Origin of the sequence: Microbacterium sp. (assembly GCF_047602155.1) — a bacterium.
In the GTDB taxonomy this organism is placed as follows: Bacteria; Actinomycetota; Actinomycetes; order Actinomycetales; family Microbacteriaceae; genus Microbacterium.
This window is the reverse complement of the sequence record NZ_JASGHZ010000001.1, coordinates 2,742,928-2,764,587: the sequence shown is the minus strand read 5'-3', so window position 1 is coordinate 2,764,587 and position 21,660 is coordinate 2,742,928. Positions and strand designations below refer to the sequence as shown.

17 protein-coding genes and 1 pseudogene are annotated in these 21,660 nt (G+C 71.5%); 11 read left to right on the top strand and 7 right to left on the bottom strand.

Annotation, left to right across the window (positions count from 1 at the left end; all coding sequences use genetic code 11):
- Position 1 precedes the first annotated feature (1 nt).
- The 3 genes and pseudogenes from QM720_RS12530 to QM720_RS12520 all read right to left on the bottom strand — a co-directional run bounded on the left by QM720_RS12530 (position 2) and on the right by QM720_RS12520 (position 2,503).
- Positions 2 to 750 (bottom strand): annotated as a pseudogene (locus QM720_RS12530) (SOS response-associated peptidase).
- Positions 751 to 759: 9 nt separating this feature from the next.
- Positions 760 to 1,812, bottom strand: a complete 1,053-nt coding sequence (locus tag QM720_RS12525; protein ID WP_415127003.1) for an App1 family protein — start codon at positions 1,810 to 1,812, stop codon at positions 760 to 762.
- Positions 1,813 to 1,816: 4 nt separating this feature from the next.
- Positions 1,817 to 2,503 (bottom strand): DedA family protein, encoded by a 687-nt coding sequence (locus QM720_RS12520; RefSeq protein WP_415127001.1) that lies wholly within the window; start codon positions 2,501 to 2,503, stop codon positions 1,817 to 1,819.
- A gap of 242 nt (positions 2,504 to 2,745) precedes the next feature.
- Here QM720_RS12520 and leuS point away from each other — a divergent pair, with 242 nt between their 5' ends.
- From leuS to holA, 4 genes are all read left to right on the top strand, one after another.
- Positions 2,746 to 5,262, top strand: a complete 2,517-nt coding sequence (gene leuS, locus QM720_RS12515; RefSeq protein WP_415127932.1) for a leucine--tRNA ligase — start codon at positions 2,746 to 2,748, stop codon at positions 5,260 to 5,262.
- 115 nt (positions 5,263 to 5,377) lie between these two features.
- Complete coding sequence (locus QM720_RS12510; protein WP_415126999.1) at positions 5,378 to 5,944, top strand: helix-hairpin-helix domain-containing protein; 567 nt, start codon at positions 5,378 to 5,380, stop codon at positions 5,942 to 5,944.
- A gap of 5 nt (positions 5,945 to 5,949) precedes the next feature.
- Positions 5,950 to 8,286, top strand: a complete 2,337-nt coding sequence (locus QM720_RS12505) for a ComEC/Rec2 family competence protein (protein ID WP_415126997.1) — start codon at positions 5,950 to 5,952, stop codon at positions 8,284 to 8,286.
- 9 nt (positions 8,287 to 8,295) lie between these two features.
- Positions 8,296 to 9,345, top strand: a complete 1,050-nt coding sequence (holA, locus tag QM720_RS12500) for a DNA polymerase III subunit delta (RefSeq protein ID WP_415126995.1) — start codon at positions 8,296 to 8,298, stop codon at positions 9,343 to 9,345.
- Positions 9,346 to 9,785: 440 nt separating this feature from the next.
- Here holA and rpsT read toward each other — a convergent pair whose 3' ends face one another.
- The 3 genes from rpsT to QM720_RS12485 all read right to left on the bottom strand — a co-directional run bounded on the left by rpsT (position 9,786) and on the right by QM720_RS12485 (position 13,300).
- On the bottom strand, positions 9,786 to 10,046 hold the full coding sequence (gene rpsT / locus QM720_RS12495; RefSeq protein ID WP_415126993.1) for a 30S ribosomal protein S20: 261 nt from the start codon (positions 10,044 to 10,046) through the stop codon (positions 9,786 to 9,788).
- A gap of 138 nt (positions 10,047 to 10,184) precedes the next feature.
- Entirely contained in the window at positions 10,185 to 10,910 is a 726-nt protein-coding gene (locus QM720_RS12490) for an alpha/beta fold hydrolase (RefSeq protein WP_415126991.1), read from the bottom strand.
- A gap of 23 nt (positions 10,911 to 10,933) precedes the next feature.
- Positions 10,934 to 13,300, bottom strand: a complete 2,367-nt coding sequence (locus QM720_RS12485) for a 5'-nucleotidase C-terminal domain-containing protein (RefSeq protein ID WP_415126989.1) — start codon at positions 13,298 to 13,300, stop codon at positions 10,934 to 10,936.
- A gap of 112 nt (positions 13,301 to 13,412) precedes the next feature.
- Between QM720_RS12485 and lepA the strand changes: the two genes are divergently transcribed.
- Positions 13,413 to 15,257: a translation elongation factor 4 gene (gene lepA, locus QM720_RS12480; protein WP_415126987.1), complete on the top strand. Its 1,845-nt coding sequence runs from the start codon at positions 13,413 to 13,415 to the stop codon at positions 15,255 to 15,257.
- Here the strand turns inward: lepA and QM720_RS12475 are convergent.
- The gene (locus QM720_RS12475; RefSeq protein WP_415127930.1) at positions 15,217 to 16,014 is read right to left on the bottom strand and encodes an AAA family ATPase; all 798 of its coding nucleotides are present in this window, start codon (positions 16,012 to 16,014) and stop codon (positions 15,217 to 15,219) included. The genes lepA and QM720_RS12475 overlap by 41 nt on opposite strands.
- Positions 16,015 to 16,077: 63 nt before the next feature.
- On the opposite strand from QM720_RS12475, the gene QM720_RS12470 reads away from it, so the two are divergent.
- From QM720_RS12470 to QM720_RS12445, 6 genes are all read left to right on the top strand, one after another.
- On the top strand, positions 16,078 to 16,728 hold the full coding sequence (locus QM720_RS12470) for a DUF1990 family protein (protein WP_415126985.1): 651 nt from the start codon (positions 16,078 to 16,080) through the stop codon (positions 16,726 to 16,728).
- A complete protein-coding gene (gene hemW / locus QM720_RS12465) occupies positions 16,728 to 17,945 on the top strand; it encodes a radical SAM family heme chaperone HemW (RefSeq protein WP_415126983.1) in 1,218 nt (405 codons plus the stop codon). Before QM720_RS12470 ends, hemW begins: the two co-directional genes overlap by 1 nt.
- Before the next feature lie 195 nt (positions 17,946 to 18,140).
- A complete protein-coding gene (hrcA, locus tag QM720_RS12460; RefSeq protein WP_415126981.1) occupies positions 18,141 to 19,196 on the top strand; it encodes a heat-inducible transcriptional repressor HrcA in 1,056 nt (351 codons plus the stop codon).
- Positions 19,197 to 19,258: 62 nt separating this feature from the next.
- Positions 19,259 to 20,365: a molecular chaperone DnaJ gene (dnaJ, locus tag QM720_RS12455; RefSeq protein WP_415126979.1), complete on the top strand. Its 1,107-nt coding sequence runs from the start codon at positions 19,259 to 19,261 to the stop codon at positions 20,363 to 20,365.
- A gap of 1 nt (position 20,366) precedes the next feature.
- Positions 20,367 to 21,158 carry a 16S rRNA (uracil(1498)-N(3))-methyltransferase gene (locus QM720_RS12450; RefSeq protein ID WP_415126977.1) on the top strand — a complete coding sequence of 264 codons (792 nt, stop codon included), beginning with the start codon at positions 20,367 to 20,369 and terminating at the stop codon, positions 21,156 to 21,158.
- 126 nt (positions 21,159 to 21,284) lie between these two features.
- The gene (locus QM720_RS12445; protein ID WP_415126975.1) at positions 21,285 to 21,632 is read left to right on the top strand and encodes an HIT domain-containing protein; all 348 of its coding nucleotides are present in this window, start codon (positions 21,285 to 21,287) and stop codon (positions 21,630 to 21,632) included.
- Positions 21,633 to 21,660 lie beyond the last annotated feature (28 nt).

The window sequence follows — 21,660 nt, the reverse complement described above, 5'->3', positions numbered from 1 at the left end:
ACTACACGCTCGCACCCGCTCTTGCACGCGGGGGATCCTGCGCACCGACCGGGTCGATCAGGTCGGGGGAGTTGTTGCGGACGTTGCCGACGGCGCGGCCGACCTCGCGCATGCTCAGCGCATCGACGAGCGCAGGGGCGGCATCGATCGTGGCGTCGAGCAGGTCGCCGACGTTGTCGGTCGTCGGGTCGAGCCAGACGTCGGCGTAGTCGGCGTCGATGAACAGCGGCATCCGGTCGTGGATCGAGCCGAGGTGGCCGACGGCAGCGCGCGTGAGGATCGTGAAGCTCAGAAGCCAGCGGGCGGGGTCGTCGGCATCCTTCGTCGGATCCTTCCACCACTCGTACAGTCCTGCGAAAAGAAGCGGCCCGCCGTCGGTCGGATGGATGTAGTACGGCGTCTTCACACCGTCTTCGCTCTTCCACTCGTAGTACCCGGATGCCGGCACCACCGCGCGCCTGGCGATCAGCGCCTGCCGGAACATCGGCTTGTTCTCGACCTCTTCGGAGCGGGCGTTGACGGCGCGGGCGCCGAGGGACGGGCCTTGGCCCAGCTGGGGACCAGTCCCCATCGCGCGGGCTCGAGCCTGCGGGTCGGCGGCTCGGTCTTGGCCGAGTCGAGCACGATCGCGGCCCGATCGGTGGGTGCGACATTGAACGACGGCGGGGGCAGCTCGTCACTCTCGAGGTCGACGCGGAGCACGCTCGCCAGCTCGGCACCGGTTTCCGCCACGACGAATCGTCCGCACATGCTGCCAGCCTACGTGGCGGCTCCGACACCGTCCTCGCCGACGACGCCCACCTCGGCCAGGCGGGCGAGCAGGGCCGCGCCGTCGTCGCCCGTGACCCACGGCACGCCCGCGGCCGAGTGGTCGTTGACGGCGGTGCGGCCGCCGGCGAGCACCGCCTCGGCCGACGACAGCCGACGGATCGCGACGGCGGCGACGTGGTCGGGGAAGTCGCTCGTGAAGGCCGTGTACAGGTCGTCGTCGTGTTGGCCGTCGTCGCCGATCAGCACCCACGTGACGGCGGGGAACTCGCGCTCGAGGCGACGCAGGTTCTCCTGCTTGTGCTCGCGGCCGCTGCGGAACCAGCGGTCGTGGGTCGGCCCCCAGTCGGTGAGCAGCAGCGACCCCGCCGGAAAGAGGTGCCGTTGCAGGAAGCGCTGCAGCGTCGGCGCGACGTTCCACGCGCCGGTGGACAGGTAGATCACCGGTGCGCCGGGGTGGTCGCGCACGAGCCGTTCCAGCAGCACGGCCATGCCCGGCACGGGCTGCCGGGCGTGTTCATCGAGGACGAAAGAGTTCCACGCCGCGACGAGCGGACGGGGCAGCGCCGTCACCATGACGGTGTCGTCGACATCGGAGATGACGCCGAACCGCACGTCGGCGCCCACGATGAACACGCGGGTCTCGAACGGCTCCGACTCCTCGACCGACATCGTCACCGGCTGCCAGCCGGGCGCCAGGCACGCGGGCAGCACGGTGTCGATGACGCCGCCGCGGTCGGCGACGACCTCGTGGCTGACGCCGTCGATCGTCACGGTCACCTGCGCGAAGCCGATGGGCACGGCGGCGAAGCTGCGCCACCCCCGCACGGCGGCGTAGGCGCCGCCGTGACGCGTCGGAAGCGGCGGCACGATGAGCACCCGGCCGAGCACGCGCACCCAGTCTTCGCCGCCGTAGCCGGGGTAGGCCGAGACGCTCGCGCGCTGACCCCGGGCCCGTGCGCGCCGCTCGCGCCACGCGTGGAAGCGGTATTCCAGGCGCGCGAACCACAGCACCTTCGTGCGGGTCGGGGATGCGGCAGCCACCGTCTCAGTCTTCCATGCCGCGCGCGGAATGTGTTCCGTCGTCGTCTGGGTGGTCGTCGTGCATGTGCCGCGCCTCGCGGGCGACGATGACGCGCTTGACCAGGTAGATGAGCACGAGGAAGACGACGATCAGGCCGACGAAGAGGTATCCGGCGAAGTGCAGACGCTGGGACAGCTCGCGGTACGTGCCGGCGGCGGCCGCCGCGACGCTGACATAGACGACCGCCCACAGGGTGCACGCCGGGACGGTCCAGGCCATGAATCGACGGTAGGCGAAGCCGCTCATGCCGACCGTGAGCGGCACCAGCGAGTGCAGCACCGGCAGGAACCGCGACAGGAAGATCGCCGGACCCCCGCGACGGCCCAGATACCGCTCCGCCCGCGCCCAGTTCTGCTCGCCGATGCGCGCTCCGAGCCGCGAGAACCGGATGCGCGGCCCGAGCCATCGCCCGAGCCAGAAGCCGATGCTCTCGCCGATGAGCGAACCGACGACGACGGCGACGACGAGGACAACCCCCTCGCCGAACGATTCCACCGCCGTTGCGGAGACGATGACGATCGTGTCACCCGGGACCACGAGCCCGACGAGAATGCTGGTCTCCAACATCATGGCGACGCCCGCCAGGAGCGTCCGGACGACAGGTTCCACGCTCTGCACGGCGTCGAGCAGCCACGACAGGAACTCGTTCACCGCTCCAGCCTAGGCGCGCCGTCTGAGTATGCTGCCGGAGGATCCGACGGGGGATGCCGCTCGCCGCTACCTCGGCGCGGCGGTGCCGGCGGAGTGGTGACGCGGCATCCGTCCCCGGCTGGACGCACCCCGGTCCGGTAAACTGACGAGACGCGTTCGCGCGTTCCCGACCTCCACACGATTGGCTTTCCGTGTCCCTCACCACGCCCACCCACATCGCGGCCGCCGACGGCCACCACGACATGCATGCGATCCAGGCGAAGTGGCAGCGGCTGTGGGCCGAGGCGGATCCGTTCCGCGCCGCCGGCGACGAAGATACACGTCCGCGCAAGTACGTGCTCGGCATGTTCCCGTACCCCTCCGGCGACATGCACATGGGCCACGCCGAGAACTACGCCTACGTCGACATCGTGGCGCGCTTCTGGCGGCACCGCGGCTACAACGTGCTCAATCCGATCGGCTGGGACAGCTTCGGCCTGCCGGCCGAGAACGCCGCCATCCAGCGCGGCGCCGAACCGCGCGAGTGGACGTACTCCAACATCGCTCAGCAGAAGAAGAGCATGAAGGACTTCGGCACGTCGTACGACTGGAGCCGCGTTCTGCACACGAGCGACCCGGAGTACTACCGCTGGAACCAGTGGCTGTTCCAGCAGCTCGTCGACAACGACCTCGCCTACCGCAAGGAGAGCGCCGTCAACTGGTGCCCGGTCGACCAGACGGTGCTCGCCAACGAGCAGGTCGTCGACGGTCGGTGCGAGCGCTGCGGCGCCGAGGTCGTCAAGAAGAAGCTCACCCAGTGGTACTTCAAGATCACGCAGTATGCCGACCGGCTGCTCGACGACCTGAACCAGCTCGAGGGCTTCTGGCCGCACAAGGTGCTGCAGATGCAGCGCAACTGGATCGGCCGCTCGGTGGGCGCCGACATCGACTTCGAGATCGAGGGCCGCGCCGAGAAGGTCACCGTCTTCTCGACCCGCCCCGACACGCTGCACGGCGCGACGTTCTTCGTCGTCGCGCCCGACTCCGACCTCGCCGCCGAGCTCGCGGCAGGCTCGTCGGCCGAGGTGCGGATGCGCTTCCAGGCCTACCTGGAGAGCGTGCAGAAGATCAGCGAGATCGAGCGTCAGACCGCCGATCGCCCCAAGACCGGCGTGTTCCTCGACCGCTTCGCGATCAACCCGGTCAACGGGGAACGCCTGCCGATCTGGGCCGCCGACTACGTGCTCGCCGACTACGGGCACGGCGCGGTCATGGCCGTTCCCGCGCACGACCAGCGCGACCTCGACTTCGCGCGCGCCTTCGACCTGCCGGTGAAGGTCGTCGTCGACACGACCGCGCCGCTGACCGGCGCGATCCCGGTGATCGACGCCGAGTGGGATACCGACGGCATCCCTCCCCTCTACGACCTCGATCCGGCATCCACCGGAGTCGCCCTCACCGGCGAAGGGCGCATGATCCACTCCGGCAGCCTCGACGGGCTGAGCAAGCGCAACGCTATCGCGCGGATGATCGAAGAGCTCGAGACCGCCGGCACCGGTCGTGGCGCGAAGAGCTACCGCCTGCGCGACTGGCTCATCTCGCGGCAGCGCTTCTGGGGCACGCCCATTCCGATGATCCACACCGCCGACGGACGCATCGTCCCTGTGCCCGCAGACCAGCTGCCGCTGACCCTGCCCGACGCGCGCGGCCTCGACCTCGCGCCCAAGGGCACCTCGCCGCTGGGCGGTGCGACCGAGTGGATGCAGACCGTCGACCCCACCACGGGTGAGCCGGCGCTGCGCGACGCCGACACGATGGACACGTTCGTCGACAGCTCGTGGTACTTCCTGCGCTTCCTCTCGCCGGGCGACCCCACCGAGGCGTTCTCCACGCGCGAGGCCGCCAAGTGGGCGCCGGTGGACTGCTACATCGGCGGCGTCGAGCACGCGATCCTGCACCTGCTGTACGCCCGCTTCATCACGAAGTTCCTCTTCGACGTTGGCCTCATCGACTTCACCGAGCCGTTCTCCACCCTGATCAATCAGGGCATGGTGCTGCTCGGCGGGTCGAAGATGTCCAAGAGCAAGGGCAACCTCGTCGAGTTCGCCGCCAGCATGATCGACCCGGGCGCCGACGTCGTGCGCACCGCGATCGCGTTCGCCGGCCCGGTCGAAGACGACATCAACTGGGAAGACGTCTCGACGACCGGTGCGCAGAAGTTCCTCGCGCGCGCCCTGCGCATCGCCGACGAGGTCACGAGCGCCCCCGAGGTCGTCTGGGCGGAGGGGGATGTGGCCCTCCGCCGCGTCACGCACCGTCTGTGGGCGGACGCGTCGGGCCTCGTCGAGCAGACGAAGTTCAATGTCGTCGTCGCTCGCCTCATGGAGCTCGTCAACGCGATCCGCAAGACGATCGACTCCGGCCCGGGCGCCGGCGACCCGGCGGTGCGTGAGGCGATCGAGGCGGTCGCGCTCGTGCTCGACCTGTTCGCCCCGCACACGGCGGAGGAGATGTGGGAGACGCTCGGCTACGCACCGTTCATCGGCCTCGCGCCGTGGCGTCAGGCCGACCCGACCCTGCTCGTGGAGGACACCGTCACCGCCGTCGTGCAGATCGACGGGAAGGTGCGCGGCACGCTCACCGTGCCGGCGCGCATCTCCGCCGACGAGCTGGAGGCGCGGGCCCGCGCCGACGAGAAGATCGTGCGATCGCTCGCCGGGCGTGAGATCGCACGCGCCGTCGTGCGGGCGCCGAAGGTCGTGAGCTTCACCACCGCGTAGGTCGGCGGCGGAGGCGGTTCGCGAAACCTCCTCCCCAGGTGGCCGATTTCGCGATCTGTCCACGGATCGGGCGTCTGCGAGCCCACGCGGGTGCGCGCTCTGTCAGGGTGTGCTCGTGACCGCATCCGCTGCTTCCGCACGCCGCCGCCTCGGGGTGGGCGCCGCGATCGTCCTCGTGCTGGCAGCGGCGGCGGTGTCGGTGGTCGTCGGCATGCTGCGCGCCCCCGCCGGCACCGAAGAGGTGCCGCTGGCGACCGGTAGCGCACAGCTGCCGGCGATCTACGTGCACGTGTCCGGCGCCGTCGCGAACCCCGGGCTGTACCGGCTCGACGACGGCGCGCGCGTCGTCGATGTGATCGCCGCCGCGGGCGGCCTCGCGGCCGACGCCGACGAGGCCGGAGTGAACCTCGCCCGCCCGCTCAGCGACGGGGAGCAGCTTTCCGTGCCTCGCATCGGCGAGGCTGCGCAGCCGGGGGCATCCACCAGTGACGGCCTGGTGAACCTCAACACCGCGGATGCCGCCACCCTCGACACGCTGCCGCGCATCGGCCCGGCGCTCGCACAGCGGATCATCGACTGGCGTGAGGCGAACGGGCGGTTCACGAGCGTCGAGGATCTGCTGGCCGTCTCCGGGATCGGCGAGAAGATGCTCGCCGGGCTGTGCGACCTGGTGACGGTATGAGCCCCGTGAGCCAGCGGCGGCTGCGCCGTCGCGATGCGCGCCTGGCGCCGGTGGCGGCTGCGGCGTGGATCGCGGCGTGGGTGGCGACCCGGCATCCGTCCTCCGCGGGCGGAGCGGCGACGGCGCTGTGGATCGGGGCCGTCCTGCTGCTGGGCGCCGCGGCACTGCCGCCGCGGGTCGTGCCGGCCTTCGCCCGCCGCGCGCTGCCGCTGGCCGCCGTCACGCTGGCTTTCATGGCGGCGGTCTGCACCCATGTCGCCGCGGCCGAGCCGGCGCGCACCGCGGCGGCGAACCTCCCGTTCGGCGGCGGGCGCGCGCTGACGGCCGAGGTCACGGCGGTCGGCAAGATCGAGCGCGGCGGCGACGGCTGGCGCTTCGACGCGATCCTCGACGCGGTGAGCTTCGGCGACGACCGGTTCGCGCCGTCGGTGCCGGTCTTGGTGCGGGCCGCCGAGGTTCCCGTCGGGCTCGACCTCGGCGCCCGCGCACGGCTGACGGCGACGGCGTGGGCACCGGGTGGCGGCGGCGACCGCGCCGTGCTGATCCTCGACGCGACCGCGGAGCCGGTGCTGCTCAGCCCACCGCCCGGTGTGCTCGGTGCCGCCGCCGCGCTGCGGGACGGCCTGGCCACCCTGACCGCCGACCTTCCGCCGCCGGGCGGCGGGCTCGTCGCGGGGCTCTCGGTCGGCGACACGAGAGCCGTCGGCGACGAGCTGGACGCGGCGATGAAGGCGTCGTCGCTGTCGCACCTCACGGCCGTGTCCGGCGCGAACTGCGCGCTGGTCGTGGGCATCGCGTTCGGGCTGGCCGCGCTGTGTGGCGCGCGTCGCGGGATGCGGGTCGCCGTCGGCCTCGCCGCGCTCGTCGGGTTCGTCGTGCTGGTCTCGCCCGAGCCCAGCGTCGTGCGCGCGGCGGCCATGGCGACGATCGCGATGCTCGGGCTGCTGCTCGGCCGCACCGGCGCGGGGCTCTCCCTGCTGACCGCCAGCGTGGCGACCCTGCTGGTCGCCGACCCGTGGCTTGCCGGCTCGATCGGCTTCGCGCTGTCGGTCGCGGCGACGGGCGCCCTTCTCGTGTGCGCCGGCCCCCTCGCCGACGGCCTGTCGCGATGGATGCCGGCATCCCTCGCCCTGGCCGTATCAGTCCCGCTCGCGGCGCAGCTGGCCTGCGCACCGTTGATCGTCCTCATCACGCCGCAGGTGTCGACGTACGGGGTCGTCGCGAACCTGCTGGCGGCGCCGGCGGCACCGGTCGGTACGGTGCTCGGCCTCGCGGCGTGCCTCTTCGCCGGCATCCCGCTGGTCGGCGGGGGTCTTGCGGCGCTGGCGTGGGTGCCGGCTGCCTGGATCGCCGAGACGGCGACCACGTTCGCCGCGCTGCCGGGCAGTTCGCTGCCGTGGCTCGGCGGCGTCGCCGGAGTCGTGACGCTCGGCATCGTGGCGGCCGCGATGGCCGCGTTGCTCGTGCGCTCGGCGCCGTGGGTGCGCGGGGCGGCGACGCTCGTGGTCGCGGCATCCTTCGGCGGCGTGCTCGCGCTCGGGCCGATCGCCGCGGTCATCGAGCGGAACGACACGCCGACGGCGTGGGCGATCGCCGCGTGCGACGTCGGGCAGGGTGACGCGCTGCTCGTGCGCTCCGCGGGTGCCGTCGCGCTCATCGACACCGGCCCCGAGCCGGAGGCGCTGGAACGGTGCCTGACGCGGCTCGGCGTGGACCACCTCGACCTGCTCGTGCTGACGCACTTCGACATCGACCATCGGGGCGGCGTGCCCGCCGTGGTCGGGCGGGTCGACGCCGTGCTGCACGGGCCCGTCGACACCGACGAGCATCAGGACGTCCTGGACGGGCTCGCCGGCGCCGGCGCGCGTCTCGTCGATGCCGCGCGCGGGCTGTCCGGCGTGCTCGGCGACGCGCGGTGGCGGGTGCTGTGGCCGCGCGCGCACACCCCGCCGGGAAACGACGCCAGCGTCACGATGGAGTTCACCGGTGGCGGCGTGCCGACGTCGCTGTTCCTCGGCGATCTGTCCGGTGCGGGGCAGCAGGCGATGGCCGCCGGCGCCGTGCTGCTCACGCGGTACGACGTCGTGAAGGTGGCTCACCACGGCAGCGCCGATCAGTATCCGGGCCTGTACGCGCGGGTCGCCCCCGCCATCGCCCTCGTGTCGGTGGGGGAGAACACCTACGGTCACCCGCGGGCTGAGACGCTCACGATGCTGGCGACGATCGGCGCGCGCACGTTCCGGACGGATCTCGACGGGCTTTCGCTCGTGTGGCTCGCCGACGGGGCGCTGCAGGTGTGGCGCGCGACGGCCGCCGCGCCCGATGTCGCCCCCGCTGGGTAGGCTGGCAGCATGCCCGCACCGCGCCGCCCCGCCACCCGTTCGGGTGCGGGGGGCACGTCCCGCAGCGCGATCCCGCAGGTGTCGTGGCGAGCCCCGCAGCCGGCGCCGATCGTGCTCGTCTCCGGCCCGGAGGACATCTGCGCCGAACGGGCGATCGCCGGCATCCGCGACTTCCTGCGCGCCGAAGACGCGAGCCTCGAGGTCTCCGATCTGCGCGCCGACGACTATCCGTCGGGGAGCCTCCTCACCCTCACCTCGCCGTCGCTGTTCGGCGAACCGCGCCTCGTGCGCGTGGGCGGTGTCGAGAAGTGCAGCGACGCGTTCCTCGCCGAGGCGCTCGCCTATCTCGACACCCCGCAGGACGGTGCGACGGTGGTGCTGCGCCACACCGGCGCGAGTGTGCGCGGCAAGAAGCTGCTCGACGCGATCCGCGCCGGCACCGGCGGGGGAGTCGAAATCGCCTGCCCCGCCGTCAAGCGCGACAGCGACAGGTTCGACTTCGCCGCCGGCGAGTTCCAGGCCGCCGGCAAGCGCATCGCGCCCGTCGCACTGCGGGCACTGGTGGGCGCGTTCTCCGACGACCTGACCGAGCTCGCTGCCGCCTGCCAGCAGCTCATCGCCGACGTGCCGGACGACATCTCCGAGCAGGTCGTGGAGCGCTACTACGGCGGACGCGTCGAGACCTCGGCGTTCACCGTCGCCGACACCGCCATCGCGGGGCGCTACGGCGAGGCGCTCATCGCGCTGCGCCACGCGCTGGCCAGCGGCGCCGACCCGGTGCCGCTCGTGGCCGCCATCGCGTCGAAGCTGCGGACGATGGCCCGGGTGGCCGGCATCCGGGAATCGTCGGCGTCGCTTGCCGCGCGCCTGGGCATGAAGGACTGGCAGGTCGACCGTGCGCGCCGCGACCTCACCGGTTGGAACGAGGCGAGCCTCGGCCTCGCGATCCAGGCCGCCGCCCGCGCCGATGCCGAGGTCAAGGGCGCCTCCCGCGACCCCGTCTTCGCCGTCGAGCGCCTCGTGACCATCATCGCCACCCGCCACCCCTACGGCAACTGACCGCCCCAGCTCTCGCGAGACCTCACAAATGTCCGCGACACGCCGCGCGGAGGCTGTGGAAGCGGACATTTGTGAGGTTTCGCGGGGGCAGGGGGTGCCGGTGTCCCACCTGCGTTGATCCGCCACAAATCGCCGCCATCCCGGCGTTTCGGCATGATTTGCGACGGATGAGGGCGGATGCCGGAACCCGGCTCACGTTCATCCGTCCCCAACAGCGCCTCCCGCGACGCATGGGCATCGTTTGCGACGGATGACGGCCCCAGGCTCTCGCGAGACCTCACAAATGTCCGCGACACGCCGCACGGAGGCTGTGGAAGCGGACATTTGTGAGGTTTCGCGGGGGCGGGGGGACACGGCGCGGGGGCGGGGGCGGGGGGACACGGCGCGGGGGGACGCAGAAGGCCCGCCCCAAAAGGGGCGGGCCTTCGTGACGGCGGGGCTCAGAGAGCGGCGACCTGCTTCGCGATCGACGACTTGCGGTTCGCGGCCTGGTTCTCGTGGATGACGCCCTTGCTCACGGCCTTGTCGAGCTTCTTGGAGGCGCGCGCGAGCGCCTTCTCGGCGGCGGCCTTGTCGCCGGCGGCGATGGCCTCGCGGGTGCGACGCACCTCGGTCTTCAGCTCGCTCTTGACGGCCTTGTTGCGCTCGTGCGCCTTCTCGTTGGTCTTGTTGCGCTTGATCTGCGACTTGATGTTCGCCACGTTCGACGTCTTTCGTTCGGAGTGTTTCGGATGAGATGCCGGTCGACGGTAGAGGGGCGTCGCACGACGACGTGTGAGGTGGGACTCACACGCAAGCCAAACACCGAGTCTAACAGGTCTGCGCCGGCATCCTCGCGCTCAGGCGGCGGCGGCATCCAGCGTGGCGAGGGCGACGTCGAGCAGCGCGTTGAACACGCGCGGCCGCATCGCCGTGACGAGGTGCGACGTGCGCGGCACGACGATGAGCTCCGACCCCGGCACGAGCGAGTGGAAGAGCCGCTCGTGGATCCGAAGCTGGTCGAACTCGCCGTTGATGAACCACGTGGGCACGTCGATGCGCCGCAGCGCCGCGAGCAGATCGAGGATCGAGAGGCTGCGCAGCGCCGTGTCCTGCGCGTCGAGCGCGTACCCGCCGGCGCCGAAGTCGGTGCGGGTCTCATCGGGCAGGGTGCGGTCGAGCATCCATTCGCCGAAGCGGTACCCGCGATCGGGCAGGAGATCCGCGCTGCGTGCGATCGTGCGGTAGACGGCGAGCGCGAGCCCCCGCGGAATCGCGGTGCACGACGCGGCGACGAACCCGTCGATCGGCGGGCGCTCCTCGCGTCCGGCGTACGCGATCGACAGGAGGCCCCCCATCGAGTGTCCGACCAGCAGGACCGGGCCGCGGGCCGCGGCATCCGTCACAGCACGGTCGATCGTGGCGAAGGCCTCGTCGAGGGTGAACTCCTCGCCCATCCGCGTGCCGTGGCCGGGCAGGTCGACCGCGATGGCCGGGTTGCCGCGCGCCGCAAGGTGCTCCACCTGCGCGCGCCACATGGTCGCCGAGGTGCGGATGCCGTGCACCAGCACGACGGAGATCGTCATGCTGTCAGCCTAGGCACACCCGTCTACTTCAGCACGATCACGTGCGCCGCGTTGCTCGTCGAGCCCGCGACGGTCGTCGGGTCGCTCGGGACGAACACGGCGGTGTACGCGTGCGTCCCCCTGCTGAGGATGCCCAGGCGCAGCGTCGCCACCCCCTTCTTGAGCGTCGCGGTGCCCACGAGGGCCCCGGTCGCTCCGCCCTCGCGGAACTCCACGGTGCCGGATGCCGTCGCCCTCGAGCCCGGCAGCGTCACGGCGGCGACGAGCGTCGTCGGCAGCAGCCGGTTGATGTGCACGGGGAACACCGGCACCAGCGTGGTCGTGCTCGCGGTCGGCGGCACCGGGGCCGCCTCGACCGTGAGCGGCACGGTGACGACGGTGCCCGAGGGCTGAGCGGTCAGCGTCAGCGACGCCTGGCCTGCCGCCAGGGTCGCCGGGAGGGTCACCGACACCGTCGCGGCGCCGCCGGAGACCGTGGCCTGCCCGACCGGCTGTCCGCCGAGGGTGGCGGAGAGCGTCGTGTTCTGCGGAGCGCCGCGGCTCGTCAGGTCGAGCCCGGCGACCGAGAACGACACCGTCGTGCCGGCGGTCGCCGTCGTGGGGACGCCGCTGACCTGCACCGCATGGCGGGCGAACGAGGGGGCGACGGGGGAGCCGTCGGCGAGGAAGTCGACCCACGCCTCGTAGTCGAGGAGCCCCGTGTCGACGTATCCGGTGCCCTCGGTGAACACGCGGAAGTTGTCGCCGCCCGCGGCGAGGAACGTGAAGGTGCCGATGCGGTACGTGCCGGCCGGGTCGATGGGCTGCCCGTTGACGGTGATCGACGTGATGCGCTGCCCCTCGGGCAGTGCCGGGTCGAAGGTGTAGGCGACGTTGTCCGACAGGCCCAGCTGCAGGTAGGGACGGCTCGGCACGTTGCCGTTCGCGTCGCGCTGCCACTGCTGCTCCAGGAGCGTGCGGAACTGGGCGCCGGTCAGCGTCACGAGAGCCAGGGTGTTGTTGAACGGCAGCACGGCATTGGCCTGCGAGAACGAGATCGTGCCGTCGGCGAGCCCCGGAATGGCGGTCGCGCCGAACTCGGCCTGCGTGTCCCACAGTTCGGCGCGCAGGCCGCCGGGGTTGGTCACGCCGATGACGGCGCCGTTCGGCAGCACCGACAGCGCGTCACGCAGCATGTCGGCGACAGTGTTGCCGAGGGTCGACTCCGAGGCGCGGTCGTCGCGCGCGCCGCCGGTGTAGACGCCGTCGACGTAGCTGCCGCCGGAGAACCCCGTCGTGATGTCGGCGGAGACCTCGGCGACCGCGGTGTTGCCGACCTCGGCGGCCGCGGCCCGTGCGGCCGTGACGATGTCGTTCACCGCCGCTGCGCGCGGGTATGCCGCGATCAGGGCGTCGTCGCCGTCGGTGGTGCGGGCGGCGTTGCGCTCGGTGTGCGCCGACACCGCGCCGGTGGCGGGGTCGATCGTCAGGGTGATGACGCCGATGTTCTCGCCGTAGGAGCCCGTCTGCACGATCGGGCGGGTGCGGCCTGTGCCGGGGATCGGCGCCGACCACGCGTACTGCTTGTGGGTGTGACCCGTGAAGATCGCGGACACCGCCGGCGTCGTGTCCTCGACGATGTCGGCGAACGCCCCGCCCGCGGCGACCTCCTGCTCCAGGGTCGCGCCGTCGGGCGTGCCCGCTCCGGCGCCCTCGTGGTACAGCGCGACCAGCACGTCGGCCTCGCCGTTGCCCTCGTCGCCGTCGGTGAGCTGGGCGGCCACCCGGTTCACGGCGGTCACGGGGTCGCCGAAGTCGAGGTCGGCGATGCCGGCGGGCGACACGAGCGACGCGGTCTCCTCGGTCACCGCGCCGATCACGCCGACGGTGAGACCGCCGGCATCCAGCAGCGCGTATTCATCGAGCGCCGGCGTCTGCGTGCCCGCGTAGTAGACGTTGGCGCCCAGCTGCGGGTAGTCGGATGCCGCGGCGACGCGCCCGGACAGGTCGGCCCAGCCGCGGTCGAACTCGTGGTTGCCGACCGTCGTGGCCTGCAGGCCGAGCGCGTTCAGCACGTCGATCGTGGGCTGGTCCTTCGCGACCGCCGAGGCGAACAGCGACGCGCCGATGTTGTCGCCCGCGGACAGGAACAGCACCGGCCCCTCCGCCTGCGCACGCAACTGCTCGATCGTGCCGGCGAACTTCACGGTGTTCGCATCGATGCGGCCGTGGAAATCGTTGATCCCGAGCAGCGTCAGCGTGACGGCGTCGTCGGCCGCGGTCGCCGCCGCGGGCGCCAGCGCGAGCCCGGCGACGGCGGTCGCCACGGCGGCGAAGCCCGCAACGGCGCGGCGCAGCCGGCTGCGGCGGGGGGAGCGAACCTCGTGCTGATCGGAGGGGTGCGTGGGCATGTCGAATCGTCTCCTCGGTTGCGGCCAGACCACCGCTTCGAGCATTCCGCAGAGCGCCGCGCACGCGGGTTAAGTCTTTCTCATCCGAGCGCCCCGGTAGACTTCTGCGGACATGTCCCCGCGCGCCCTGAAGCCCCTCGAGCCTGCCGCCACGCCGCCCGAGCTGATCCGCAACTTCTGCATCATCGCCCACATCGACCACGGCAAGTCGACGCTCGCCGACCGGATGCTGCAGATCACCGGCGTCGTCTCCGACCGCGACATGCGGGCGCAGTACCTCGACCGGATGGACATCGAGCGCGAGCGCGGCATCACGATCAAGTCGCAGGCCGTCCGCATGCCGTGGTCGACGGATGCCGGCACCTACGCGCTGAACATGATCGACACGCCCGGCCACGTCGACTTCACCTACGAGGTCTCGCGTTCACTGGCCGCGTGCGAGGGCGCGATCCTGCTCGTGGATGCCGCGCAGGGCATCGAGGCGCAGACGCTCGCGAACCTCTACCTGGCGCTGGAGAACGACCTTCAGATCATCCCGGTGCTGAACAAGATCGACCTGCCCGCCGCGGATCCGGAGAAGTACGCGGCGGAGCTCGCGAACCTCATCGGCGGCGACCCCGACGACGTGCTGCGGGTATCGGGCAAGACCGGCATGGGCGTCGAAGAGCTGCTCGAGCGCATCGTGGAGCGCATCCCGGCCCCCGTGGGCGACGCGACCGCGCCGGCCCGCGCCATGATCTTCGACTCCGTGTACGACGCGTACCGCGGCGTCGTCACGTACGTGCGGATGGTCGACGGCAAGCTCGAGCCGCGCGAGCGCATCCAGATGATGTCGACGCGCGCGACGCACGACCTGCTGGAGATCGGTGTGTCGAGCCCCGAGCCGGTGCCCACGAAGGGTCTCGGCGTCGGCGAGGTGGGCTACCTCATCACCGGTGTGAAGGACGTGCGCCAGTCGAAGGTCGGCGACACCATCACGAATCAGCGCAAACCCGCGTCGCAGGCCCTTCCCGGCTACACCGACCCGAAGCCGATGGTGTTCTCCGGCATCTACCCGATCGACGGCAGCGACTACGCCGACCTGCGGGAAGCGCTCGACAAGCTCAAACTGTCCGACGCGTCGCTGCAGTACGAGCCGGAGACCTCCGTCGCCCTCGGCTTCGGCTTCCGCTGCGGGTTCCTGGGGCTTTTGCACCTGGAGATCATCACCGAGCGCCTCAGTCGCGAGTTCGACCTCGACCTCATCACCACCGCGCCCTCGGTGACCTACGAGGTCACGACCGACACGGGCGAGACGGTGACCGTGACGAACCCCAGCGAGTACCCCGACGGACGGGTGGCCGCGGTGTCCGAACCGGTGGTGAAGGTCGGCATCCTGCTGCCGAAGGACTACGTCGGCACCGTCATGGAGCTGTGCCAGTCGCGCCGCGGGTCGCTGCTGGGGATGGACTACCTCAGCGAAGACCGCGTCGAACTGCGCTACAACATGCCGCTCGGGGAGATCGTCTTCGACTTCTTCGACCAGCTGAAGTCGAAGACGCAGGGGTACGCCTCGCTCGACTACGAGCCGGCGGGCTCGCAGGAGGCCGACCTCGTGAAGGTCGACATCCTGCTGCAGGGCGAGAAGGTGGATGCGTTCAGTTCGATCGTGCACCGCGAGAAGGCGTACGGCTACGGCACGATGATGACCGAGCGGCTGCGCAAGCTCATCCCGCGCCAGCAGTTCGAGGTGCCGATCCAGGCCGCCATCGGCGCCCGGATCATCGCGCGCGAGAACATCCGCGCGATCCGCAAGGACGTGCTCGCCAAGTGCTACGGCGGTGACATCACCCGCAAGCGCAAGCTGCTCGAGAAGCAGAAAGAGGGCAAGAAGCGCATGAAGATGGTCGGCCGCGTCGAGGTCCCGCAAGAGGCGTTCATCGCCGCTCTGTCCGGCGACGTCGAGACGAAGAAGTAGGCAGCGCGCCGAAGCCGCCGGTCAGCGATGAGCTCACCCCAGCAGGTGTCGGAGGTACCGCTGCGGTGCGTCGAGGTACGACCGCCAGTGCCGCACGAGTTCGAGGCCCGTCCCAGGCCGTCTCGCGCATGCCCCACGCGCCGAGCTCCAGCAGCCGTGCGCCGGGCAGCGCCGCAAGCACAGGGGAGTGCGTCGCGCAGAGGATCTGGCCGCCGTCGCGCACGATCCGATCGAGCGTCGAGATCAGCGTCAGCGTCGAAGAGAACGAGAGGGCCGCTTCGGGCTCGTCAAGGCAGTAGAACCCGGGCGCATCGAAGCGGGTGTCAAGGATCGCGAGGAACGACTCGCCATGGCTCATCTCATGAAAGACCGGCTCGGGACCGGTGCCGGGGTTGTGCTCCAGATACGTGTAGAACGCGTGCATCGTCTCGGCGCGCAGAAAGAACCCCCACGGGCTGCTGCCGATGCCGCGTTGCAGCTGAAGCCACTCAGAGAGCGGCGACTCGCTGACGCGCGTGCGATGCCGGGCACCGCGAGAGCCGCCTTCGGGTGAGAAACCGTAGGCGAGCGCGATGGCTTCGAGGACCGTCGACTTGCCCGAGCCGTTCTCGCCGACGAGGAACGTGACCCCGGGGGCGAGCGCAAGCCCCTCGTCGAGCAGCTGCGCGACGGCGGGGATCGTCGACGGCCACACGGTGCGCTCACCGCTGCGGTCGTCGCGCACGCTGACTCGCACGACCGGCGGTTGAGAGAACATCTCGCTCACCTCGCCGAGTCTGTCACAACCGGAGGACGGCCCCGGGAGCATAGGCTGGATGACATGCGCCGCGGGAACTTTCAAGAGGACACGGTCGACTACGCCGCCGTCGGCGCGACGCAGGCGCACGACCTCATGGGGTATCCGCCCGAGCACAGTGTTCCGGCCGAGGCGTCGTGGCGCCTCGGCAGCGGACAGGCGCGGTTCGAGAGCTCGGCCGACGCGCTGCTGTCGTGGGGGGCGCTGCGCGGTGCAGGGCTGCATCTGACCGACGTGCGGCCCGCTCCCGGCCCGATGTACTCCGGCGTCGAGTTCGACGCCGAGGGCAACGCGCTGACGGCGAGCAAGCTCGACGTCGAGCAGCGGTTCGACTCCGACGGCACGCCGTACGTCGCGGCGGGCACCACCATCCGCGTGCGCGGGCGCGTCAAGGGGATGAGCGCCGACGGCGAGCTGCGCGTCATCTACGCGATCGACCAGCCGCGCCGCGTCGGTTTCGCCCTGGGCACGGTCGGCGATTCCGTCGTCAGCGGCGAGGAGTCGTTCGTCGTCACGTGGGACGACACCGACGAGGTCCGCTTCACGGTGCGCGCGTTCGACCGGCCCGTGGCCTTGCTGTACCGCATGCTGCCGCCGCTGCTGAAGCGCCGTCGTCGCGAGCTGTTCCAGGGCTATCTGCGCGCCGTGTCGCCGTTGTTCTCGACGCCGTCCTGATGGGTTCCGCGCTGCCGCTGGGTGACCCGGCACCGGCGGACGGATCGCTGCCCGACGACCTCGTCCTGGACCCGACTCAGGATTTCGGCGTCTACCTGCACGTCCCGTTCTGCCGCGTGCGGTGCGGATACTGCGACTTCAACACCTATACCGCGGGCGAGCTGCGCGGCGCCCGGCAGGACGCCTACGCCGACGACGTGCTCCGTGAGATCGCGCTGTCGCGCGGCGTGCTGGCCGCCCGGGCGCCGCTGCGACCGGCATCCACGGTGTTCTTCGGCGGCGGCACGCCGACGCTGCTTCCGGCCGGCGACCTCGCCCGGATGCTGGCGGGCGTGCGCGACACGTTCGGGCTCGCGAGCGGCGCCGAGGTGACCGTCGAGGCGAACCCCGACACGGTGACCCCGGCGCTGGCCGACTCGTTGGCGACGGCCGGCGTCACCCGGATGTCGATCGGGATGCAGTCGGCCGTGCCGCACGTGCTGCGCGTGCTCGACCGCACGCACGACCCGGCCGGCGTCTCGCGCGCCGTCGCGGCTGCGCGCGGGGCCGGGCTCGACGTGAGCGTCGACCTCATCTACGGCGCGCCGGGGGAGTCGCTCGACGACTGGCGCGCCTCGGTCGACGCCGCCGTGGGCCTTTCGCCCGACCATGTCTCCGCCTATGCGCTCATCGTCGAAGACGGCACGAAGCTCGCCCGGCAGATCCGCCGCGGCGAGGTGCCCGAGCCCGACGACGACCTGCAGGCCGACATGTACGAGCTGGTGGACGAGACCCTGGATGCCGCGGGCTTCGCCTGGTACGAGGTCTCGAACTGGGCCACCGCGCCCGCGCACCGGTCGCGCCACAACCTCGCCTATTGGCGCGGCACCGACTGGTGGGGGTACGGGCCGGGCGCGCACAGCCACGTCGCCGGGCTGCGCTGGTGGAACGTCAAGCACCCCGCTGCCTATGCGGGGCGGCTGGCGGCGGGGGAGTCGCCCGCGGCGGGACGCGAGCGACCGGATGAGGCGGCGCGGCGGCTGGAGGACGTGCTGCTGCGGTCGCGCATCGCCGAGGGCCTTGCCGTGTCGGAGTTGGAGGCGTCGGGGCGGCACGCCGTCGCGGCCCTCATCGCCGACGGGCTCATCGACGCCGCCGCCGCCCTGCACGGCCGCGTCGTGCTGACCCGCCGGGGGCGCCTGCTCGCCGACGCCGTCGTCCGCGCCCTGACCGCGTAGTCGGGCGGCGCGTCCCCGGCATCCCTCCGTTCGCGCTGTCGAATCCTGCACGCGCTGTTCATTTTTCCGCAGCGCGTGCAGGATTGTGCAGCGCGAGCGCCGCGAGGGACGGATGCCGCGGGGTGCACGTGCCGGGGAGGGCGCCGCGCGATAGGATTGGCACTCCGGAAGCGAGAGTGCCAGCGAGGAGGGTCCATGGTCAGCGAACGCGGCCTGCAGGTGCTCCGCGCGATCGTGCAGGACTACGTCGACACGCACGAGCCGGTCGGCAGCAAGGCGATCGTCGAGCGGCACCAGTTCGGCGTGTCGGCGGCGACGATCCGCAACGACATGGCGCTGCTCGAAGACGAAGAGCTCATCGCCGCACCGCACACCTCGTCGGGCCGGGTGCCGACCGACAAGGGCTACCGCGTGTTCGTCGACCACCTCGCCGAGCTGCGGCCGCTGTCGCCCGCGCAGCGCTCCGCGATCTCGTCGTTCCTCGCCGACCCGGCCGACCTCGACGACCTGCTCGTGCGCACCGTGCGGGCGCTGACGCAGCTGACCGGCCAGGTCGCGATCGTGCAGTATCCGTCGTTCGCGCGCGCGAGCGTGTCGCACGTCGAGATCGTCCACCTCGGTGGTGCCCGCATCGTGGTCATCGTCGTGACCGACACCGGCCGGGTGTCGCAGCGCGTCGCGCTGCTGCGCGAAGAGCTGGTCACGGGCGACGCCGAACAGCTCAAGCCCGCGATCGCGCGGCTCGTCACCGGCAAGCCGGTCGCCGAGGCGTCGGCCGCGGTCGCCGCGCTGCTGGATTCCGCCGCGACCGAGACCGCATCGGATGCCGGCACCCGCCTCGACGACGCTGTCCGCACGATCGCCCGCATCGTCGCGGAAGAACTCGACGAGTTCCGTCAGGACCGCCTCGTCATGGCCGGCAGCGCCACCCTCGCCCGCCGCGAGAGCGACTTCCGCGGCAGCATCTACCCGTTGCTCGAAGCCATCGAAGAGCAGGTCACCCTGCTGCGTCTGATGGGCGAGATGGTCGCCGACGAGCAGGGTCTCGCGGCGAGCATCGGTCGCGAGAACGACCCGTTCGGGCTGTCGGAGGCATCCGTCCTCACGAGCGACTACGACGCGACCGGGTCACGCGCCCGCCTCGGGCTGCTCGGCCCCACCCGCATGGACTATCCCACGAACCTCGCGGCGGTCCGCGCCGTCGCGCACTACCTGAGCCGACTGCTCGACGAAGACGACGCATCCCGCTGAGACGACGCCGAACAGCGCTGAACAACGACACACCGCGCCCTCGCTGGGCAGGAAAGGCGATTGTGGCCGACCACTACGAAGTACTGGGCGTCTCTCGCGACGCGAGCCCCGATGAGATCAAGAAGGCGTACCGCCGGCTGGCGCGCGAACTGCACCCCGACGTGAATCCGGGAGAGGAGGCGTCGGAGCGCTTCAAGCTCGTCACGCACGCCTACGACGTGCTCAGCGACCCCGAGCAGCGCCAGCGCTACGACCTCGGCGGAGACGGATCGCCGTTCGGCGGCGGCGGTGGGTTCGGCGGCTTCGGCGACATCTTCGAGACGTTCTTCGGCGCGGCCGGCGGACGCCCCGGGCGCCCGCGTTCCCGGCGCGAGCGCGGGCAGGATGCCCTCGTCCGCGTCACGCTGAGCCTCGCCGACGTCGTCTTCGGCGTGCACCGCGACATCGAGGTCGACACCGCCGTGCTGTGCGAGACGTGCGGCGGCGACTGCTGCCAGCCGGGCACCCAGCCGGTGACGTGCGACATCTGCCACGGCTCGGGACAGGTGCAGCGCACCGTGCGGAGCCTTCTCGGCAACGTCGTGACATCGCAGCCGTGCACTGCGTGCCAGGGCTACGGCACCACGATCCCGTACCCCTGCGCCTCGTGCCAGGGGCAGGGGCGTGTGCGCGCGCGCCGCACCGTGTCGGTGGACATCCCCGGCGGCGTCGAGAACGGCCTGCGGCTGCAGTTGCCCGGTTCGGGCGAGGTCGGCCCCGCCGGCGGACCGAACGGCGACCTGTACCTCGAGGTCACCGTGTCGAACGACGAGGTCTTCAGCCGCGACGGCGACGACCTGCTCGCGACGCTCGAGGTCTCGATGCCCGACGCCATCCTCGGCGCGCACACCACGATCGCCTCCCTTGACGGCGACGTCGAGCTGGAGGTGCGCGCCGGCATCCAGTCGGGCGATGTGCTCACGATCAAGGGCCGCGGCATCACGCCGCTGCGCGGGGGCGGGCGCGGGGATCTCCGCGTCGCCGTGCAGGTCGTGACGCCGACCCGGCTGGATGCCAAGGAGCGTGCCCTCATCGAGGACTTCGCCAAGAAGACCAAGGCGCCCGCGCCGAAGCTCGCGCAGTTCCATCAGGGCATGTTCTCCAAGCTGCGCGACCGGTTCCGAAGCTGACATGGCCCTGCACTTCCTCGTCGACGACGCCCACCTGTCGCGGGTGGGCGGCGACCTATCGTCGACCGCGGAGTCCGCGCTGCGCGGCACGGCAGCCGACGCGCAGCCCGGCGACACCGTCGTGATCACCGGCGCCGAGGCCCATCACGCGGCCGTCGTGCGTCGCGTGCGCGTCGGCGAGGAGGTCACCGTCGGCGACGGTGCGGGCCTCTGGCTGACCGGGACGGTCGGGGCCGTCGCGCCGAAGCGCGTCGTCGTGACCGTCACCGCGCGCGCCGAACGGCCGGCCGCCGCCGTGCGGCTCGTGCTCGTGCAGGCGCTCGCGAAGGGCGACCGCGACGAACTGGCGATCCAGGCGGCGACCGAGCTCGGCATCGACGAGATCGTGCCCTGGCAGGCGGCGCGCAGCGTGTCGCGGTGGTCGGGCGACAAGATCGCCAAGGGGGTGGCGCGCTGGCGGACGATCGTGCGCGAGGCCGCGAAGCAGGCGCACCGTGCCTGGGTTCCGGGGGTGACCGATCCGGTCACGATCATCGAGCTCGCCCGGCTCGCCCAGACCGTGCGGGTGCTCGTGCTGGAGCCCACGGCATCCGTCGCCCTCACCGCGGTGTCGTTCGACGAGGCCGAGGTCGTTCTCGTCGTCGGCCCCGAGGGCGGCATCGCGCCCGACGAGCTGCAGACCCTGACGGATGCCGGCGCCGTCCTCGTGCGCCTCGGCGACACCGTCCTGCGCACCTCGACCGCCGGCCCGGCGGCGCTGTCGGTCGTCAACGCCCGCCTCGGTCGCTGGTGACCGCGCGCGAACTCCGCAGAATCGCACGTACTCCGCAGCTGTGAGGGCATCCGGATGCGGACTTCACGACAATCTGCGGAGTTCGTGGCCGGGCGCACGCCCGCGTGCGCGCCATAGACTGGAACCATGAGCGAGCCGTCGATCTTCACGCGCATCCTGAACGGGGAGATCCCGTCGGAGATCATCGCGGAGACCGCGAACGTGTTCGCAATCCGCGACATCGCGCCCCAGGCGCCCGTGCACCTGCTCGTCATCCCGAAGACGCCGGCGTACCGCGACGTCGTCGAGCTCGCCGCGGGTGACCCGGCGCTGCTCGCCGAGATCGTCGACGTCGCCCACCGGCTGGCCGAGGAGCACGCCGGCGGCGACTTCCGCCTGGTCTTCAACACCGGCGCAGCTGCGGGGCAGACCGTCTTCCACGTGCACGCGCACGTGCTCGGCGGCGGGCTGGCGGAGGGGAGTCTCGGTGGCTGACGCCCCCGCCGACAGCGACACCGGCTCG

Coding starts and splice junctions, on each gene's coding strand:
- QM720_RS12490 (WP_415126991.1), bottom strand. CDS start 10,910: ATGACGATCTCCGTCGTGCTGGTGCACGGCATCCGCACCTCGGCGACC.
- QM720_RS12475 (WP_415127930.1), bottom strand. CDS start 16,014: ATGTTCTCTCAACCGCCGGTCGTGCGAGTCAGCGTGCGCGACGACCGC.
- QM720_RS12450 (WP_415126977.1), top strand. CDS start 20,367: ATGGCCCTGCACTTCCTCGTCGACGACGCCCACCTGTCGCGGGTGGGC.
- QM720_RS12445 (WP_415126975.1), top strand. CDS start 21,285: ATGAGCGAGCCGTCGATCTTCACGCGCATCCTGAACGGGGAGATCCCG.
- hrcA (WP_415126981.1), top strand. CDS start 18,141: ATGGTCAGCGAACGCGGCCTGCAGGTGCTCCGCGCGATCGTGCAGGAC.
- leuS (WP_415127932.1), top strand. CDS start 2,746: ATGCATGCGATCCAGGCGAAGTGGCAGCGGCTGTGGGCCGAGGCGGAT.
- lepA (WP_415126987.1), top strand. CDS start 13,413: ATGTCCCCGCGCGCCCTGAAGCCCCTCGAGCCTGCCGCCACGCCGCCC.
- QM720_RS12470 (WP_415126985.1), top strand. CDS start 16,078: ATGCGCCGCGGGAACTTTCAAGAGGACACGGTCGACTACGCCGCCGTC.
- holA (WP_415126995.1), top strand. CDS start 8,296: ATGCCCGCACCGCGCCGCCCCGCCACCCGTTCGGGTGCGGGGGGCACG.
- QM720_RS12485 (WP_415126989.1), bottom strand. CDS start 13,300: ATGCCCACGCACCCCTCCGATCAGCACGAGGTTCGCTCCCCCCGCCGC.
- hemW (WP_415126983.1), top strand. CDS start 16,728: ATGGGTTCCGCGCTGCCGCTGGGTGACCCGGCACCGGCGGACGGATCG.